Source organism: Yoonia sp. SWMV100, assembly GCF_056108365.1.
In genome coordinates, this window is the sequence record NZ_JBWBAQ010000007.1 from 99,536 (window position 1) to 118,834 (window position 19,299).

The window sequence follows — 19,299 nt, forward strand, 5'->3', positions numbered from 1 at the left end:
TGTAAACCCCTATCAGGCGACAAAACGCATGAAAGCAAAGCGTCGACTGTCTGGCGACCAGCAAGGCACATTTATTGTGCCCTGCCCGCCATACAAGCGGATCAGCTCGACACCGGCTCCTCCATCCGACGGCATCATGCGCAACGCGACATCGAGGCCTCCGGGATGACCTTCCGTGCCCTCAGGATAGGCCAGATAAAGCACCTGCCGACCGTCAGGTGAAGGGTGCGGAAACCAGTTGACCAAACTGTCGTCGGTCATCTGTTCCAAATCCGTGCCATCAGGCCGGATACGCCACAGATCAACGGACCCAGCGCGTTCACCATTAAACCAAATCCACGCGCCATCCGGCGTATAGTCTGGCCCGTCTATATGATCAAAATCGTCGGTCACACATGTCTCGGCACCTCCATTTGCCGGACAGGTGTATAACGCGAACGGGCCGCCCCGCTTTGCGACATAGGCCAGCGTCACGCCATCGGGCGACCAGCCGTGCCAATACGATGGGGTATCATCAGTCACACGTGATGGCGTACCTCCGGCAATTGGCAGCGTATAAATACAGCTTCCTGTGGTGCGGCTGCTATCACTGATGACCAGATGCAATCCATCTGGAGAAATCCCGTGATCATTATTGCAGCTGTCCGCAAAACCTGTGTCAATCAGGTGTAAATCGGGTGCATCAAGCGGCACCCGAAACAAGCGACCGCCGCCATTTACGACAAGGTAATCATCAGCATGCCAATTCGGCGCCTCGATATGACCGACGTGATCCAGCAGGACCGTGGCGGTCCCGCTGTTGAGATCGTACACACAAAGCTGGCTGCGTAGAATGGGCTTCAACCCAGCACACCCGGCAGATAATCGAACCGCGTGAACTGCGCCTCTTGGCCTTTTCCGGTGATGTCAAAGGCGACCATACCAACAAAAGCACCGGTGAATGATCCATGCTCACCACGTCCGCCCTCGTCAGAAATGACCGAAGCATCAAGCGCTGGACCAAACGCCACCCAGTCACCGCCTTGGCGATAATAGAACTGCTGCGTGGCGCCGTTTACATCGACGGCAAGATCAACAGGTCCATCAACGAGCGCCACATCCTCCGCCGGAAAACTGAGTGCCGCATCGGGCCAATCGCCCGGACAAGACATCAACGACAAAACCCGCCCAACACCTTGTTTGTCTGTGACCAGCGCTGCGTGGAACTTGTGACGGTTATAATATGTCGTCAACCCGGCGGCCTGCTGATAGGTTTCGGGTGTAATATCCACAGTGGTTTCAGCGCGGTAGGCATGATGCTCCTGCCGTCGTGCGACCAGCGCCTGTTCGAACCAACTGCCGATGCTTTCACGGCCAATCAAGGTCAGCGCGTCGGGATCCTCGCGGAAAATACGCGCCGTATCAGGCGTACGCAGCCACTGGAATTCGACCGGCAATTTGCCACCCAATTTACGCAGAACCGGCGTGGCAGCGCGCGGCGGAACATCAACCGGCGCAGGGACCGAAACGCGTGGAACCATGCCGCCTGACTTCAAGTAAAGCCAATCATCGCGCCAAACCACCTCTTCGATTCCTGTCTCGCGACCTAGTGCGCAAAACGGACCGTGCGGCCCCTGCAATGGACGCCCCATCAGGAAGGTGTGGTAATGTCCCCCCCAATGCGTTTCAACATATTGTCCGTGACCTGTGCGTTGAATGGGTCCGTCCGACCCTTCGGCACAGATGACGTGCAAATCAGGGTGGTTTTCATACGGGCCCCAAATGTCCCGCGACCGCGCCAAAGACACCGCGTGGTTATACCCCGTACCGCCTTCGGCAGTGGTCAGATAGTAATAGCCGTTGCGCTTAAAGATATGTGGGGCTTCGGTCAGGCCTCTCGGGGTGCCAGCATAGATATTTTTGACCGGGCCAAACAACCCTTTATCGGGCGACCATTCCTGTAACAAAATTCCGTCAAACGACGCATGTGCGGGGTTGCCACCTGTGCCAGGGCCACGGTGGTTCCACTGCATATTCATGAAATACTTGCGGCCATCGTCGTCGTGGTACAACGACGGGTCAAAGCCAGAGGAATTAACGTACCAAGGGTCGGTCCATTCGCCGTCAATTGTGTCGCAAGTGGTGATATAGTTTGGCGCGTCTTTAAATGCGCCATCCAGCCGCTTCACGTCTGTGTAAACCAGCCAGAACTTGCCGTCTGCATGGGACAGGCAAGGCGCCCAGATCCCGCAACTGTCACCGTTCCCGCGCATATCTAACAGCGCCGCGCGGTTCAGCGGCCGCGCCACCAGATCCCAATTCACCAGATCGCGCGAATGATAGATTTGGACCCCCGGGTACCATTCGAACGTGGACACCGCGATATAGTAATCTTCGCCCACGCGACAAAACGAAGGGTCGGCATTAAAGCCAGGTAAAATTGGATTCTGTATCATTTCTTGCGCTCCGCAGCACCTTTGGTTTGTTCGGCAGACTTAGCCCAAAGATTGATCTGTTCTTCGTCCGCATATTGATCGATCAGCGCCAGTTCGTCGGCCGAAAATTCCAAATTCTGAATCGCACCAACGCAATCCAACACCTGGCTCGGTTTTGACGCACCAATCAGGGCCGTCGTGATACCGCCATCACGCAAAACCCATGCAATGGCCATCTGCGCGAGGGTCTGCCCACGGCCCTCCGCAATTTCGTTCAGCTTGCGAATGTTGGCGATTGCATTGTCTGTCAGCATCGTCGGCGCAAGCGATTTGCCTTGGCTTGCACGGCTGCCCTCGGGGATACCACCCAAATACTTCTTGGTCAGCATGCCCTGTGCCAGCGGCGTAAACGCAATAGAGCCCACGCCCAATTCCTGAAGCGTGTCTTTCAGACCATCACGTTCAACCCAACGGTTCAGCATATTGTAACTGGGTTGATGGATCAGGCAGGGCGTGCCCAAATCCTTGAGGATCGCAACAGCTTCGCGGGTGCGTTCGGTGTTATATGACGAAATACCCGCATAAAGCGCACGACCGGACCGCACGATATAATCCAGTGCGCCCATGGTTTCCTCAAGCGGGGTATCCGGGTCGAACCTGTGGGAATAAAAGATATCAACATAGTCCAGCCCCATCCGCTTAAGCGACTGATCACAGGACGCGATCAGGTACTTGCGGCTGCCCCATTCACCGTAGGGGCCCGGCCACATATCATATCCAGCCTTAGAGCTGATGATAAGCTCGTCGCGATACCCTTTGAAATCTTCGGCCAATATCGACCCGAACGCGTGTTCGGCTGATCCCGGCGGTGGTCCATAGTTGTTGGCCAGATCGAAATGGGTGATGCCATTGTCGAATGCCGTCCGGCAAATGTCGCGTTTGGTATCATGCGGTGTGTCGTGGCCAAAGTTGTGCCAAAGGCCAAGCGAGATCGCCGGAAGCTTGACCCCAGATGCGCCACACCGGCGATAGGTCATCTTTTGATAGCGATCTGCTGCAGGTACATAAGTCATGCGTTATCCTCCCCTATAACGTTTACGCTGCAAGCGACCACGGCGGGGCGGTGATGTCAACGGCCAAGGTCAACCAAAGCCGCTGCCCGCGCTGCCGCACCAGTCGTGAACCAATGGCTATCCCCACTTTCCATTGCTTGATTGCCGTGCAAATCTAACCAAATGAAACCATTGATCACGCAAAACGGCAAACCCGTATCCGCTCTTACCTTTGGCACGATGCAGTTTGGCGGCAAGGCCGACGAGACACAAAGCCGTGCCATGTTTGACGCCGCAATCGCTGCAGGCATCAATCATTTTGACACGGCTGTCGGGTATAATGACGGGGCATCTGAATCAATTCTGGGGCAGATGATAAAAGACCAGCGCGCTGATCTCTTTATTGCGACGAAGGTTGGATTTGATGGCGGTGCGACCCGCGCCAACATAACGGAACAGTTCGACCGCAGCCGCCGACAAAGCAATCAGGAATACATCGATCTGCTTTATATGCATCGATTTGACCCGGAAACTTCTCTCGAGGAAACCTTTAGCACCTTGGCTGAAATGCAGTCTGCTGGGCTGATTCGCTATATCGGCGTATCCAACTACGCCGCGTGGCAGGTGATGAAGGCGCAGTCGATAGCACAGACCTTTGGGACGCGGATTGATGCGGTCCAACCGATGTACAGTCTTGTAAAGCGCCAGTCAGAGGTCGAGATTTTTCCCATGGCGCAGGATCAGGGCGTCGCGCTTATTCCTTATTCGCCGCTCGGGGGCGGTTTGCTGACTGGAAAATATGCCAAGGGACAATCCGGGCGACTAACTGAAGATCAGCGTTATAAAGCGCGCTACGCACAGCAATGGATGCACGATACCGCACGCGATCTCACCGATGTGGCAGCCGATGTTGGCACGGATGCCGCAACGCTTGCGGTGGCGTGGGTTAAATCACACCCCATGCGCCCATCTCCAATCATTTCGGCACGGTCGTTGGCGCAATTGCGCCCCTCGCTTGCCGCACAGCAGTTTGACATGGATGCCGCGCTTTATGATCGCATCACCGCGCTTAGCCAGACACCGGCCCCCGCGACAGACAGGTTGGAAGAAACATGATTGATTTCATCATTATTGGCGGCGGAATTGCAGGGATTTCAGCCGCCGCACGTCTGTCGGATCTTGGCAGTGTCACGCTGTTGGAAAGCGAAGACGCGCTGGCGTACCACGCGTCGGGTCGGTCGGCCGCGCTTTACGAACGAAACTACGGCAAGCCATCGACAGTTGCCCTAAACGCTGCATCCTATGACTTCCACAGCACCGCTGATGTGCTAGGCCCGCGCGGGCTGATGCTAGTCGGGCGCGGCGACGACAAGGTCCTTTTTGACGCGGACTTTGCACAAATGGGCCTGCAACGGCTTTCGGTCGCCGAGGGGCGTGAAATCTTTCCCATCCTTGACCCTGCTGTGATTACACAAATCGGGTATGATGATCGTGCGAAGGATATCGACACCGATCGATTGGTTCAGACCTTTGCGCGCATGGCGAAAAAAAACGGTTCCCAGATTATAACCAAAGCAGAGGTCAAAGAAATCAAGCGGACCGCCACAAGCTGGATCGTACAGACCAAATCTGACCGATACGAAGCCAAAAATATCGTCAACGCAGCGGGGGCATGGGTCGACGGCATCGCGCAGATGGCAGGCATCCCGCCGATCGGATTCAGCCCTCTGCGCCGGTCGATGGCCCGAATTCCTGCGCCTGTCGGACACGATGTCAGCGCATGGCCCATGGTTTTTGCCGCAGGTGAAACTTGGTATGCGAAACCTGATGCCGGTGCGCTGATCGTATCACCCGCAGACGAAGACCTGATGCCGCCGCATGACGCCTATGCCGATGACATGGTGCTTGCCGAAGGGCTTGCGCGGTTCGAAGACAACGTCACAATGTCCGTCACACGCCTGCTCGCGTCTTGGGCGGGGCTGCGCACATTTTCGCCCGACCGCACGTTGGTGCTTGGTCCTGATCAGGCAGATCCCACCTTTTTGTGGTGTGCCGGTCAAGGCGGATACGGCATGCAATCGTCCCCTGCCGCAAGTCGGCTTTTGGCAGATTTAGTTGCGGGGCGCGCACCTGAATTATCCGCACCAGACATTGCGGCGCTATCCCCTGCGCGCTTTGGTCAGAGTTAAGGCGCCATGTTGCGCTATTGGCAAATCCACCGATAAAATTTTGCGTTCAGCATTTGAAAATCAACACATGCACACCACTTGATAGCAATGGACTATGATCGAGATCACCAACCCCACCACCGGTTCGAGCGCGAATTCGCGCGGGTTGCGGCCCTTGCGCCCTGGATAGGAAAGCTGCGTCAGCCGGGATGGACGCTGCTGCGCGTGCTAATCGCCGTCATGCTCATCTTTGGCGGCATGCTTGCGGTTTTACCGGTGTTAGGCCTATGGATGATCCCGCTTGGCCTCATGTTACTGGCCATCGACATCCCGATTCTTCAAGAACCACTTGCCGCACTGATTATTCGCGGGCGGTGGATTTGGCACAACCTTCGCGCGCGCTGGCGTCGTAAATAGCGCGGGCGACATCCGGCGCACGTTTAGTTTGGGCGCAGCCCCCCGGAACACCGAAAGCCGCGCCGGATAAAAACCTGAGGGGGTTTATCCCTCAGGTTAACGCCCCCTATCCGTCAACACGGATTGCGGTGTTCTTTGGGTCATAGGGGCTGTCTTCGACAATCTCGGCCGGCCAAAGCTGATCCAACATCTTGACCTGCAGCTTCGTCCCCACCTGCGCCAAGGCCGGACGCACATACCCCATCCCGATGCTTTTCTCGAACGCGACCGAATATCCGCCCGAGGTCAGGCGGCCAACGCGGGTGCCATCCATGTCGTACAGCGCTTCGCGGCCCCAAGGGTCGGCATCAGCAGGTCCATCAATCAGCAAGGTCACGCATTTGGAACGGATACCCTTTGCTTCCATTGCGGTTTTGCCGTGAAATTCCTTGCCCAAATCAACGAAGCGCGGCAAATCCGCCTCAAGCGGGGTGGCGTCGCGGCCCAGCTCTGTACCAAAAGCGCGATAGGATTTCTCTTGCCGCAACCAGTTTTGCGCGCGTGCACCTACCAGCTTCATGCCGTGCGGTTCGCCCGCTTTTTCCAACAGATCGAACAAATAGTTCTGCATCTCGATGGGATGATGCAGCTCCCAGCCAAGTTCACCGGTATACGCCACACGGATCGCATTGACGGGGCACATGCCCAGTTCGATCTGTTGTGCCGACAGCCATGGGAACCGCTTGTTCGATAGCGCGGTTGCCGGATCTGCATCCTTGATGACCGCGTTCAAAACGTCACGCGATTTGGGGCCAGCGATTGCAAAGACGCCCCATTGCGTTGTCACGTTTTGCACGTCGATGCGGCCAAAAGCAGGCTCCATGTCCGCGACCGCCTTGCGCAGATAATCCGCGTCATAGGCGGTCCATGCACCAGCGGACACAAGGTAATACTCGTCCTCTTTCATCCGCACGATGGTATATTCGGTGCGGGTGGTCCCGTGGGCTGTCAGCGCGTAAGTCAGGTTGATCCTGCCCACGCGTGGCAGCTTGTTGGTCGTGAACCAATCAAGGAACGCCGTCGCGCCCGGCCCTTTGACGATATGTTTGGTAAAGGCGGTCGCGTCGATCAGGCCGACACCTTCGCGGATCGCCTTTGCCTCTTCAACTGCGTAGGTCCACCAACCACCGCGCCGGAACGACCGTGCGTCGTGGTCGCTGAACCCGATTGGTGCGAAATAGTTGGGCCGTTCCCACCCGTTCACGAAACCAAACTGCGCACCGCGTGCTGCCTGACGGTCATAGGCGGGCGAAGTCCGCAATGGACGGCAGGCTGGGCGTTCTTCGTCCGGGTGATGCAGAATGTAGACGTGGTCGTAACATTCTTCGTTTTTGCGCGCGGCAAACTCGGTCGTCATCCAATCGCCATACCGTTTGGGGTCAAGCGACGCCATGTCGATTTCAGCCTCACCATCGACCATCATCTGCGCCAGATAATACCCCGTGCCGCCCGCCGCCGTTATTCCAAAGCTGAACCCTTCTGCCAGCCACATATTCCGCAGCCCCGGTGCAGGACCAACCAGCGGGTTTCCATCTGGCGTATAGCAGATCGGGCCGTTGAAATCATCCTTAAGGCCACTTTCTTCGCACGAAGGGATACGATGGATCATCGCCATGTATTGATCTTCGATCCGCTCCAGATCTAGCGGAAACAGGTCCGCGCGGAAGCTGTCAGGCACACCGTATTCAAACACCGCTGGCGCGTTCTTTTCATAGACGCCCAAAATCCATCCGCCCCGCTCCTCGCGGACGTATGATTGCGCATCGGCATCACGGATCACGGGGTGTTCGACATGGCCTTGCGCACGAAATTCAACCAGCGCCGGGTCTTGATCCATCACAATAAACTGGTGTTCGACCGGAATAGCCGGAATTTTGATTCCCAACTTTTTCGCCGTGGTCTGGGCGTGGTTACCCGATGCCGTAACGACATGTTCGGCTGTAATCACAATCTGTTCCTCCGACGGCACCAGATTTCCGCCCTTTTCGACCATCTTGGTGCAGGTCACTTCCCAATGCGTGCCGTTCCAATGAAACGCATCTGCCTGCCACTTGCGGACGATGTCCACCCCACGTTGACGGGCGCCCTTGGCCATCGCCTGTGTCACATCAGCGGGGTTAATGTAGCCATCGGTATTGTGATAGAGTGCGCCCTTTAGGTCGTCGGTCTTGATCAGTGGCCATTTCGCCTTGATCTCGTCCGGGGTCATCCAGACATAAGGCACATCGCAAGTTTCGGCGGTCGACGCATAAAGCATGAACTCGTCCATGCGTTCCTGGGTCTGCGCCATGCGCAGGTTGCCGACCACGGCGAACCCCGCGTTCAGACCGGTTTCGGCCTCAAGGGATTTATAAAATTCGACTGAATATTTGTGGATGTGGGTGGTGGCGAAAGACATGTTGAAAAGCGGCAGCAGACCCGCGGCATGCCAGGTCGAGCCCGAGGTCAGCTCGTCGCGCTCCAACAGCATGACATCATCCCAGCCCGCCTTGGCCAAATGATAGGCAATCGACGTGCCGACGGCCCCGCCGCCCACAACCAATGCTTTGACCTGCGTTTTCATTCCGGCGACTCCTTTGACACGTGTTGGGCGTAATCTGCGTCAAACCGCGCGATAACGAAAGAACCAGCCGACGCCTCATCGCACAATTGCGACAGCGCAGCACAAAGGTCTGGCTTTGCGCACCGACATGGCAAGACGAGAAGCGGTTTTATAATCTTAGCAGGATCGTAAATGACCCTATTTCCGGGCGCAGACGCCGCTACCCGCGCTTATGCGCGTTACGCCAGCACCGTCAGCTGAAAGTGTACCTTGGGAGATCGCCATCAATCTGCCACGTCAGCGGTCTGCTGTTAGTTCCCACCAATTACGCAGCGTCGAACGCCATTTTCGATACGACAATCCGGCGAAGACGTGCGCACCGCCGGGGTGCTATTTGTGTTGCCAGATGAAGGCAGAACAGCCGCCTCAGGACGCTCGGTCGGCAGTTGGCCTATCAACGCCATCACTTCCGGGGCCACGTCATATTCCTGCGAAAAATAAATCTCCAAATCCGCCTTTTCGGTCGCCGGGTTCGCAACCTTCGTCAGAATATAGTGTTCATGATCGTTCCAGTCGCGCCCGCTATCCAACATCTCTTGGGCGAAATACCGCACGACATTTGTGACGGTCCCGTCATCGAGCACCGTCAATAGCGCGAATGGCACTGTTTCAATATCATCGGGGTAGGCTTCTGTCAGTGCAGACCACCGATCAATTTCACCGGATTTGATGCGCTCCAATGCTTCGTGCCAAGGCGGGTCAAACGCTTCGTTGCCACGCAGCAACTCTGCAGCCCTATAGGCAAAACTGGGCGGCGGGGGTGTCTGTGAGAGCGGCATTTGATCTAGGGTCTCGATACCAGCCGCCATCGAAATATCCGGCCACGGATTCGGCAAACGGTCGTTCGCCTCTTCCATGTTAATGCCACGCAAAGCCCCTGCAACATCTGCGTCGCTCCCATTGGTCAGCACCGCGATATCGACGACTTCGCCAATTTCTTGCCCCCCGATCGTGCCGATAAAATGCCGATATAACACGGGCTCCGCACTTGCTGGGTCAGGCGTCTTAGAGATGCGCGGCGTAACCAAAAACGGGACGCCAGAAATTGTAGCAACTAAAACATTGGGGCTCTGCGTTGACGGCTTTGGCGACAAGCCCAGCTCTTCGGCAATACCCACCTTGCGCGGGCGGTGCTCGCCAAACGTCATGGCAACCGCAACCATTTTGTCATCGCGCGCAAACGTCCACGCAGCGCCCGCAATCGGGTCTGAAGAGGCGGCATCAAACTGCGCTAAAATCCGCCCGGTCGTATCAACTGGCGTGTCGCTGGAAACCACATTTGTCTGCGTAATACCAAGCCCGTCAGCCGGTTTGTACGGGGCAACAACCCAATTATCCGGTGCGGTTACAGTGACACTGGTTAGGCTGCGGGCTGTTACATAGTCATCCATAAAGCCCTTGAATATCACCAAAATTGCGGCTGCGACCACAACCATGCCTACGCCCATCCCGATAAGTAGTCGCATATCAATTTATTCCTTGGACCCTAGTGTCCCCTTTGGCGATACATTCAGAGCATCGCCGGCACAACCAAGTCAGGCGGGCGGTGACCATCAGCAAAGGTTTTGATGTTCACGATCACCTTTTCGCCCATCTCGATCCGGCCCTCTACGGTAGCCGACCCCATATGTGGCAACAAAATCGCATTGGGAAGTTCCTTTAGCCGGGGATTGATTTCTTTCCCGCGTTCAAACACATCCAGACCGGCGCCAGCAATTTCGCCTGCGCGCAACATCCGGGTCAATGCATTTTCGTCGATCACCTCGCCGCGCGATGTGTTCACGATCACGGCCGTCGGTTTCATGAGCTTCAGTCTGCGCGCGTTCATCAAGTGAAAGGTCGATGGCGTATGCGGGCAGTTGATGGAAATCACATCCATGCGCGCCACCATCTGATCAAGGCTTTCCCAATAGGTCGCTTGCAAGGTTTCTTCGACTTCAGGGCGCAGACGCTTGCGGTTGTGGTAATGGACCTGCATCCCAAACGCGTTGGCGCGGCGGGCGACCGCTTGGCCAATCCGGCCCATCCCAAGAATACCAAGCTGCCGCCCCCGAATGCGACCACCCATCATTGCCGTCGGAGACCAGCCCTGCCAATCGTTCGATTGCGCCAACCGCAGACCTTCGGCCAAACGGCGGGTCACACCCAAGATCAATGCCATGACCATATCGGCCGTGTCTTCGGTGACGACACCGGGCGTGTTCGACACGTGGATTCCACGTTCGCGGGCAGTCGCCACGTCGATATTGTCAACGCCAGCCCCATAATTGGCGATCAGTTTCAACTTGGCGCCTGCACGCGCCAGTAATTTTGCGTCGATTTGATCCGTGATGGTCGACACCAGAACGTCCGCGTGCGCCATTGCGTCGGCCAGCTCTTCACGGGTCATCGCAACATCGTCCGGACGCAGTGTTACATCAAACAATTCCTGCAACCGGGCCTCGACAACCTGCGGCAACCGTCGCGTGACAACAACACTCAGCTGTTTGCGATGCATGTGATCTCTCCCCCGGGTTTCCAAATGCGCCGTTCCGTGCCAAGTTGCGCCAAAGGGACGCGCAGCACAAGAACCGCGCGCCATATTTGAGCAGTAAGGGTAAACTATGCGTGTTGCGGTGCGGTGGTTCAAGCTGGGTCGGCTAGCGATTTTGGCGCTTTGTGTCAGTGCGGGCATGGGCAGTGCACAAGACATCAACGATGCGCCGGCAGTCGGCCCTGAAACCAATCTGCCGCTGCCGCGCTATGTCTCGCTCAAAGCGTCCGAAGTAAACGTGCGCCGTGGCCCATCGCTATCGCACAGGATCGACTGGGTTTTTCAACGCCGCAGTATGCCACTGCAAGTCGTTGCAGAATACGGCCACTGGCGGCGCGTGATCGATCGGGACGGGCAAGGCGGCTGGGTGCACTACACGATGCTATCAGGGGTGCGCACAGTGTTGATTGACGGCGATGACACGCCCCTGCGCGCCCATGCGTCCGACGATGCTTCCGAAAATGCCGTCCTAGAGCACGGAGTGATTGCCAGTCTTGGCGACTGCACCCCATCGTGGTGCGAACTTTCCGCAGGTGGTTACAAAGGGTGGGCGCCAAAATCCGTCCTTTGGGGCGTCTCGGAATCCGAAGTGCGCGACTAAACCAAGGTTGCGAGATCGCGTAAATCGGCCTAGCAGGGGCTTATGTCTCATCAGCACACCACCCGCCTGAACCTTTCTGCCGGATTGTTGTCCGTCACCGTCGCGCTCGCGCTGGTGTTGGCAAAGGTCTGGGCTTTGGGACAAACCGGATCGCTGGCGATCGCAGCCACATTGGCCGATAGCGCGATGGACCTGATGATGTCGCTTGGCGGGCTAGCGGCCATTGTGTATGCCGCCAAACCTGCGGATGACGACCACCAATTCGGGCATACATCAGCCGAAGATCTGGCCGCGCTCGCCCAGTCCGTATTGATCCTGATCTCGGCGGGCGTGATTGCTGTTTCGGCGATGCTGCGCCTTTTGGACAATACGGTCAGCCTGCCAGACCGCGAGTTTCAGGGAATATCCGTGATGGTATTTTCCATCGCGGTAACGCTGGCGCTTGTGCTTTGGCAGCGTCACGTCGCCGCCAAAACGGGAAGCATGGTCGTTAAGGCCGACAGCCTTCATTATCTGGGCGACTTAATCCCCAATATCGGTGCGATCGTCGCTTTGTGGGTATCAGCCAGGTTTGGCATCGGACAAATCGACAGCCTTGTCGCGCTTGGTGCTGCGCTTCTTTTGGCGGTCGGCGCGTTACGCATTGGCAAAGGCGCGTGGGACGCGCTGATGGACCGGCAGGCTGACCCGGACATGATCGCCGGAATAAGTGCGATAGCAGCAGATTTTCCTGACGTTCACGGCTTTCACGACTTAAAGACCCGCGTCGCGGGCAGCCGCGTGTTCGTGAACCTGCATATCGAATTAGACGGACAGCAAAGCCTGAACGCAGCACATGCCATAGGCGCGGCGCTACGCCGGGCGATCACCGCCGCCTATCCCAACACCGATGTTCTCATCCACAAAGACCCCCTTGGTGTGGAAAAACACCCCGACGATCCGCGTCCTTAAGGTGGGTTTAAGCCCCACTAAGTGTTGAGTCCCCGCCCCTTCAGCAGCGCCTCGACACCGGGCAATCGCCCGCGGAACGCTTTGTATAGTTCTGCCGCGTCCACTGATCCCCCTGATGACAACACGGTGTCTTCCAAACGCCGCGCTGTATCGCGATCAAACGGGCTCCCCGCCTCCTCAAAGGCTGCAAACGCATCCGCATCCATCACTTCGGACCACATGTAACTATAATAGCCGCTGGAATAGCCGTCACCCGCAAAGACATGCGCAAAATGCGGGGTCGCATGGCGCATTCGAATTGCATGCGGCATCCCGATACCTTCCAGAATTTCCGCCTGTTTCTGCATAGGATCGACCGGCGCCGGGCCGTCGTGAAACGCCAGATCCACCAATGCCGATGCCACGTATTCGACAGTCTGAAATCCCATGTCATAGGTGGCAGCACCCAACATGCGATCCAACAAATCCTGCGGCATCGGCTTGCCCGTTTCTGCATGGATCGCAAATTCGGCCAATACCTCGGGGACTTCCAGCCAGTGTTCGTAAAGCTGGCTGGGCAATTCGACAAAGTCGCGCGCGACCGAAGTACCACTGATGCTTTCGTAGGTCACATCTGACAGCATCTGATGCAATGCATGGCCAAATTCATGAAATAATGTGCGCGCATCGTCATACGACAACAAGGCAGGCTTGCCCGCCTCGGGTTTGGCAAAGTTGCATACGTTGATCACGTGGGGGCGAACCTCTGAATCCAGCCGATTTTGCGACTGCATCGCCGAACACCACGCACCAGACCGTTTGGACGCGCGCGCAAAATAATCCCCGATAAACACAGCCACGTGTTCGCCGCGACGGGTCACGTTCCAAAGGCGCACATCAGGGTGATAAACCGGCCCGTCAATCGGGGCGAACTCCAGCCCAAACAACCGATTGGCACAGGCAAATGCGGCCTCGATCATCTTGTCCAATTGGAAATACGGCTTCAGCTCGGCCTCATCCAGATCATGCAACTGCTTGCGGCGCTGTTCGGAATAGTACCGCCAATCCCATGGCTCCAACGGACCATCCCAGCCATCAGCATGCAACATGCGCCCTAAGACTTTACTGTCTGCTTCGGCGGCAGCCTTTGCAGGCGTCCATACTTGCATCAACAAATCACGGACCGCAGCAGGGGTGCCTGCCATCTCGGTCTCGAGCTTGAAATCGGCAAAGCTCGCGTAACCCAACAATTTCGCGCGCGTCTCACGCAACGCCAGCGTTTCGGCGGCAAGCGCACGATTGTCCGTCTTGCCGCCATTTTCACCACGCGCTGTCCACGCTTCATAGGCCTTTTTCCGCAAATCGCGGCGATCAGAAAACTGTAGAAACGGCACGATAAGAGACCGCGAAAGCGTCACAACAGGCCCACCTGCATCCTTTTCCACGCCAGCCGCCCGTGCAGTAGCGACCACAAAATCAGGCAAACCAACCAGATCATCTGCACCAAGCTTCATCATCCATGCGCGTTCATCAGCCAAAAGGTTCTGCGTGAATTCTGTCCCCAGCACAGATAACCGCGCCTTAAGCTTGCGCAGCGCTGCGGCATCATCCCCCGCCAACTGCGCCCCGGCGCGCGTAAACCCACGCTGCGTCAACATCAGCACGCGCTGCTGCTCTGCGGTAAGGTCCAGATCATCGCGCACATCCCAAAGGGCCTCGACCCGCGCCACCAGCGCTTTATTTTCGGAAACCTCTGACGCATAGGCGCTCAGTTTTGGACCAAACTTGCGCTGCAGCTCCTCGCGTGCGGGATTACTGTCCGCCCCCGCCACACTGTAAAACGCACCCAATACACGGCTTAATGTCGCATCTGCGCGCTCAAGCGCTTCAATCGTATTGGCGAATGTCGGGGGCGCAGAATTTTCCGCGATCGCGGCAATATTCGCGCGCGACTCTGTCAACGCTGCATCAACCGCAGGCTCAAAGTCGCTGTCCGAAATCAGATCAAACGGCGGCAGGCCAAACGGCGCGTCCCAGATCGCAAGCAATGGGTTTGTCATGGCAAATCTCCTTTGCACAATAGCTAAGCCCCCGCCTCAGGTTTTGCCAGAACACTTGCCCTCGCTTTGTATAAAATACTCGAAACCCGCGTTCACCGCCCGCGCATACGGTGTTCAAACCGGCGCAACAGCAGCGACAAACTGATCGTCATCGTCAGATAAACAAGAGCGACAACATTATAGGTCTCGAAATACCGGAAATTACCTGCTGCGGTCACCTTGCCCAATTGGGTGACATCGGTAACACCCAAAACCGATACCAAACTCGAATCCTTGAGCATGGCCACAAAGTCATTGCCCAAGGGCGGCAAAATCGTCCGCAACGCCTGTGGAAAGACGATATGGCGAAACCGCTGCCAACGGCTCAGACCTAACGCCTCGGCGGCTTCGACCTGGCCCACATCAACCGCCTGAATTCCGGCGCGGAACACTTCGGCCAGAAACGACGCATAGGCCAAAGTAAGCGCGATTACCGCGCGCCACAAAAGCGAAAAATCCCGCGAACGCACAGGATCAAATCCCAGATGCCCCGCCAGCCAGTTCCAGGCAGCAACCATGCCGGGCGCGAAAACAAACGCGACGTAAAGCAGCAGCACGATAATCGGCACGCCACGCATGACCTCGACATAAAATCGGGCAATTTGGCGCACCAAAATCCGGCGTGACATCGCCGCCAAAGCAAGCCCCAGACCCAGAACACATGCCATCACATAGGCAATAAATGTGACATAGATTGTCACCCAAACCCCCTTGCGCAGGGTGGTCAGCACATTGTGATAGGTGTCATCAGTCAGGACGCGCCAAAACAGGAAAAGGCCGATCGCAATCACTGCAACCAGCCACCATGGAAAATCCTGTTTTTGGCCCTGTCGCGCCATCAGACCCACGCACCCCGGATAGAACCGGGGCACATGTATCGGCGGTTACTCACCCATTTTGTAGTCAAGAAACCACCGGGTGTTAAGGTCATCAATGGTGCCATCAGCCATCATATCAGCGATCGCCGCGTTAATCGGGGCGACCAGATCAGAGCCCTTTGGAAAGATGAACCCGAAATCTTCGGTGCCAAGCTTTTCGCCCACGATCTTCAAGGCGCCATCCGACGCAGCCACATAGCCATTGCCAGCGGTGCCATCCGTCAACACCAGATCAACGTCGCCCGTGCGCAACGCCTGCACAGTCGCCCCGAAAGTTTCCATCAACTTGATGCGCGGGTTGGCTTCGTCGCCATCAAGAACGTCGTAAACACCCACATAAAAAGGTGTCGTGCCGGGTTGCGCAGCCATCTGCAGACCAGGGTCGGCGGCAAAGCTGGCAGCATCGGCAAAACGGTCTTCGTCGCCGCGCACCAGCATCACCATTTCAGAGGTCATATAGCTGTCCGAGAAATCAATCACTTCGGCCCGATCGTCGCGGATCGTGATCCCGGTCATGCCCATGTCAAACTGCCCCTCTGACACAGCAGGGATCATCGCATCCCAGCTTATGTTTTGATAGGTAACAGTGGCATTCAGGCGCGCCGCGATCTCTGCCATTGCATCATATTCCCATCCGGCGGCAATCCCGTCTTGGTCCAGAAACTGTAACGGCGGATAGGCGTTTTCTGTCACCACGACAATCTCGCGGCCTTCCAGATTGGGCAGATGCCCCTCGGCAACAGACGATGTGGCAATCAGCATTGCGGCAAATGTTGCAAAAACTTTCATAGCGATCTCTCCAGAGAATACGTTTACGTCAGATTACGCGCCTTGGGCATGCACGAACAAGCCCTTGCCTGCGCAAACTGCGCAATCTGCGCGCGGCTTTATCTTAATGATGCGGGTCTGCGCATAGAGTGCATCATAAATCAGCAACCGCCCCTGCAACCCCTCACCCGCACCTGTGATCGCCTTCACTGTCTCAACCGCCATCATCGCGCCAATCACACCTGGCAACGGGCCAATGACCCCCGCCTCTGCGCAACTGGGCACCAGCGCTGGATCAGGCGCAACCGGAAATACACACGCATAGCACGGTGTTCCCTGCGCGGGGTCATAAAGACTGATTTGCCCTTCCCATTGGGTCAACGCAGCCGCGATCAAAGGCTTGCCCAGCGCCGCAGCAGTGCGGTTCACAAGATAGCGGGTGTCAAAATTGTCGGTGCCGTCCAACACGATATCGTAGTCGGCAAACAACCCATCCGCGATCTCTGGCGTCAAACGCCGCTGATAGGGGCGGACGGTGACAAATGGGTTTTGCGCACGCATCATCTCGGCGGCCGACTGTACTTTGGCCATGCCGATACTGCGATCCAAATGGATCACCTGTCGCTGTAAATTCGCATTTTCAACCGTATCGTGATCAATGACCCCGATGGTCCCCACGCCTGCCGCCGCCAGATACTGCAATGCTGGCGCGCCAAGCCCCCCAGCCCCGATCACCAGCACCTTGGCATCCCGCAGCGCCTTCTGGCCGGGACCACCGATTTCACGCAAGATGATATGGCGGGCATAGCGGTCAAGCTCGGTATCCGAGAACATTGCCGCAACGACCGGAGCCGCCGCTTGCGTGGCGATCCGTTCCCGCAGCTTGCGCAGCAGCGCCCGATAGCTTGCGATGATGCCGCCAAACGCGATCAAAAGCAGCCAAAGCCGGATATCGCTGCCAGTCGCCGCACGAAACGGATGACCGTCAGGCAACACAAGCTGAAGACCCATGACCCCAGCGATCAGCATTGCCAACATTGTCCAGCGCACGCGCATCGGCGCGCCCATAACGGCAAGGATCAGCCACATAACCGCGGCCATGGCGCCCACCATCATCATAGCCCGGTTGACCCGAAACCGCCCGCGTCACGCGCTGTCAGATCGAGCGCCGCCACGGATTTGAACCGTGCCTGCACCACCGGCGCGACAACCATCTGGGCAATCCGCATTCCGTGTTCAATGGTGAAATAATCCTGCCCCCAGTTGATCAAAATGATCCCGACCGGGCCGCGATAGTCGCTGTCAATTGTGCCGGGGCTGTTGACCAGGCCAATCCCGTGTTTCAACGCTAGCCCGGACCGCGGCCTGATCTGAACCTCAAACCCTTGCGGAATTGCCATGCGCAACCCTGTCGGCACCAGAACGCGGCGACCGGGCAGCAGCGTGATCGCGCGTTTGCCTGCCAAATTTGCGCGCAGGTCAGCGCCCGCCGCGCCCTGCGTTTCATACGATGGCAAACCGAGGGCCACATCGGCCCCGTCGTCCCATTGGATCAAAACGTCCGGCGTCATGTAATCGCCTTTGCGATACGTTTTGCCAATGCTTGGGCTGTCGCGTCTTTGGACATGCGTGGCCAATCCTCGGCGCCATCCGCCGTGATCAGGGTGACAGCGTTTTCAGTGCCGCCCATGATCCCTGTGGCGGGGGAAACATCGTTAGCGACAATCCAGTCGCACCCTTTGCGCAGACGCTTCGCGGTGGCATTCGCAGTGACATCATCTGTTTCCGCCGCAAAGCCCACCACCAGTTTTGGTCGACCCGTCGTCATCTGCGATACAGTCGCCAGAATGTCAGGATTTTCGGCAAATTCCAGCTTTGGCAGGCCCGTCTGGTCTTTTTTAATCTTGCTGCTGCCCGCATTTGCGACACGCCAGTCCGCAACAGCGGCCGCAAACACCGCCGCGTCCGACGCGGGCGCAGCACGTACAGCATCAAGCATCTCTTGTGCGGTCTGGACCCGCACCAAACGCACGCCCTGCGGCGGCGGGACATCCGCCGGCCCCGTCACAAACGTGACATCCCCGCCCAGCGCGACAAGCGCGCGCGCGATCGCCGTTCCCTGCGCACCCGACGACCTGTTTGCGATATATCGCACGGGGTCAATCGGTTCATGGGTCGGGCCAGAGGTCACAAGAATATGTTTTCCTTTCAGCGGACCATCAGACAAGGCCGCGTCGATCGCGGCGATTATTTCGGGGGTTTCCGCCAAACGACCGGGGCCAAATTCACCGCAGGCCATCACACCTTCATCAGGCCCGACAATAATCACACCATCGTTTTTTAATGTCGCAAGGTTGCGCTGTGTCGCTGGGTGGTCCCACATGCGCACGTTCATCGCGGGGGCTATCATGACACGTTTGTCAGTGGCCAACAGTAAGGTGGAGGCCAAATCATTGGCCAGGCCATGCGCCATCTTGGCCATTAAATCAGCGGTCGCAGGCACCACGACAACCAGATCGGCTGCGCGTGACAGCTCGATGTGGCCCATCTCGGCCTCTGCGGTAAGGTCGAAAAGGTCAGTGTATACCTTATTGCCTGACAAGGCGGACAAGCTAAGAGGGGTTACAAATTCCGCCCCTGCTTTTGTCAAAACGGGCGTGACTTTCACATCTTTCTCGCGCAGGCGCCGGATCAGATCAATTGCCTTAAAGGCAGCAATCCCACCGCCCACAATCAGCAAAATATGTTTATCCGCTAGCATAGTGTCTCTCCGATATCGACGCACCTGAACTTAGGGC

Annotated in this window: 17 protein-coding genes; 5 read left to right on the forward strand and 12 right to left on the reverse strand. The window is 57.1% G+C overall.

What is annotated here, in order from left to right; translation table 11 throughout:
- Positions 1-12: 12 nt before the first annotated feature.
- From ACXJGX_RS14955 to mgrA, 3 genes are read right to left on the reverse strand one after another with little or no spacing between them, the layout of a single operon-like run.
- Entirely contained in the window at positions 13-843 is an 831-nt protein-coding gene (locus ACXJGX_RS14955; protein WP_474783093.1) for a TolB family protein, read from the reverse strand.
- A complete protein-coding gene (locus tag ACXJGX_RS14960) occupies positions 840-2,435 on the reverse strand; it encodes a glycoside hydrolase family 43 protein (protein ID WP_474783095.1) in 1,596 nt (531 codons plus the stop codon). Before ACXJGX_RS14960 ends, ACXJGX_RS14955 begins: the two co-directional genes overlap by 4 nt.
- Positions 2,432-3,487 carry an L-glyceraldehyde 3-phosphate reductase gene (gene mgrA / locus ACXJGX_RS14965; RefSeq protein ID WP_474783097.1) on the reverse strand — a complete coding sequence of 352 codons (1,056 nt, stop codon included), beginning with the start codon at positions 3,485-3,487 and terminating at the stop codon, positions 2,432-2,434. Before mgrA ends, ACXJGX_RS14960 begins: the two co-directional genes overlap by 4 nt.
- A gap of 162 nt (positions 3,488-3,649) precedes the next feature.
- Between mgrA and ACXJGX_RS14970 the strand changes: the two genes are divergently transcribed.
- The 3 genes from ACXJGX_RS14970 (at position 3,650) to ACXJGX_RS14980 (ending at position 6,051) form a co-directional block, all read left to right on the forward strand.
- Positions 3,650-4,582 carry an aldo/keto reductase gene (locus ACXJGX_RS14970; RefSeq protein ID WP_474783099.1) on the forward strand — a complete coding sequence of 311 codons (933 nt, stop codon included), beginning with the start codon at positions 3,650-3,652 and terminating at the stop codon, positions 4,580-4,582.
- Positions 4,579-5,655: an NAD(P)/FAD-dependent oxidoreductase gene (locus tag ACXJGX_RS14975; RefSeq protein WP_474783101.1), complete on the forward strand. Its 1,077-nt coding sequence runs from the start codon at positions 4,579-4,581 to the stop codon at positions 5,653-5,655. Before ACXJGX_RS14970 ends, ACXJGX_RS14975 begins: the two co-directional genes overlap by 4 nt.
- A gap of 87 nt (positions 5,656-5,742) precedes the next feature.
- On the forward strand, positions 5,743-6,051 hold the full coding sequence (locus ACXJGX_RS14980) for a hypothetical protein (protein ID WP_474783103.1): 309 nt from the start codon (positions 5,743-5,745) through the stop codon (positions 6,049-6,051).
- 106 nt (positions 6,052-6,157) lie between these two features.
- On the opposite strand, the gene ACXJGX_RS14985 is transcribed toward ACXJGX_RS14980, so the two are convergent.
- The 3 genes from ACXJGX_RS14985 to ACXJGX_RS14995 form a co-directional block, all read right to left on the reverse strand.
- On the reverse strand, positions 6,158-8,653 hold the full coding sequence (locus ACXJGX_RS14985; RefSeq protein WP_474783105.1) for a GcvT family protein: 2,496 nt from the start codon (positions 8,651-8,653) through the stop codon (positions 6,158-6,160).
- A 290-nt stretch (positions 8,654-8,943) separates the two neighbouring features.
- Positions 8,944-10,158 (reverse strand): hypothetical protein, encoded by a 1,215-nt coding sequence (locus tag ACXJGX_RS14990; RefSeq protein WP_474783107.1) that lies wholly within the window; start codon positions 10,156-10,158, stop codon positions 8,944-8,946.
- Between the two features lie 44 nt (positions 10,159-10,202).
- Positions 10,203-11,189 (reverse strand): 2-hydroxyacid dehydrogenase, encoded by a 987-nt coding sequence (locus ACXJGX_RS14995; RefSeq protein ID WP_474783109.1) that lies wholly within the window; start codon positions 11,187-11,189, stop codon positions 10,203-10,205.
- A 106-nt stretch (positions 11,190-11,295) separates the two neighbouring features.
- Here ACXJGX_RS14995 and ACXJGX_RS15000 point away from each other — a divergent pair, with 106 nt between their 5' ends.
- Together ACXJGX_RS15000 and ACXJGX_RS15005 are read left to right on the forward strand one after the other, a co-directional pair.
- On the forward strand, positions 11,296-11,826 hold the full coding sequence (locus ACXJGX_RS15000; protein WP_474783111.1) for an SH3 domain-containing protein: 531 nt from the start codon (positions 11,296-11,298) through the stop codon (positions 11,824-11,826).
- 42 nt (positions 11,827-11,868) lie between these two features.
- Positions 11,869-12,777: a cation diffusion facilitator family transporter gene (locus ACXJGX_RS15005; protein ID WP_474783113.1), complete on the forward strand. Its 909-nt coding sequence runs from the start codon at positions 11,869-11,871 to the stop codon at positions 12,775-12,777.
- 17 nt (positions 12,778-12,794) lie between these two features.
- Here the strand turns inward: ACXJGX_RS15005 and ACXJGX_RS15010 are convergent, their stop codons facing one another.
- The 6 genes from ACXJGX_RS15010 to coaBC form a co-directional block, all read right to left on the reverse strand.
- Positions 12,795-14,816: a M3 family metallopeptidase gene (locus ACXJGX_RS15010; protein ID WP_474783115.1), complete on the reverse strand. Its 2,022-nt coding sequence runs from the start codon at positions 14,814-14,816 to the stop codon at positions 12,795-12,797.
- Positions 14,817-14,908: 92 nt separating this feature from the next.
- On the reverse strand, positions 14,909-15,694 hold the full coding sequence (locus tag ACXJGX_RS15015; RefSeq protein WP_474783117.1) for an amino acid ABC transporter permease: 786 nt from the start codon (positions 15,692-15,694) through the stop codon (positions 14,909-14,911).
- Between the two features lie 45 nt (positions 15,695-15,739).
- Positions 15,740-16,495: a transporter substrate-binding domain-containing protein gene (locus tag ACXJGX_RS15020; protein WP_474783264.1), complete on the reverse strand. Its 756-nt coding sequence runs from the start codon at positions 16,493-16,495 to the stop codon at positions 15,740-15,742.
- Positions 16,496-16,555: 60 nt separating this feature from the next.
- Positions 16,556-17,620, reverse strand: a complete 1,065-nt coding sequence (locus ACXJGX_RS15025) for a HesA/MoeB/ThiF family protein (protein ID WP_474783119.1) — start codon at positions 17,618-17,620, stop codon at positions 16,556-16,558.
- Positions 17,617-18,072: a dUTP diphosphatase gene (gene dut, locus ACXJGX_RS15030; RefSeq protein ID WP_474783121.1), complete on the reverse strand. Its 456-nt coding sequence runs from the start codon at positions 18,070-18,072 to the stop codon at positions 17,617-17,619. Before dut ends, ACXJGX_RS15025 begins: the two co-directional genes overlap by 4 nt.
- Positions 18,069-19,262: a bifunctional phosphopantothenoylcysteine decarboxylase/phosphopantothenate--cysteine ligase CoaBC gene (coaBC, locus tag ACXJGX_RS15035; protein WP_474783123.1), complete on the reverse strand. Its 1,194-nt coding sequence runs from the start codon at positions 19,260-19,262 to the stop codon at positions 18,069-18,071. Before coaBC ends, dut begins: the two co-directional genes overlap by 4 nt.
- Between the last annotated feature and the right edge of the window lie 37 nt (positions 19,263-19,299).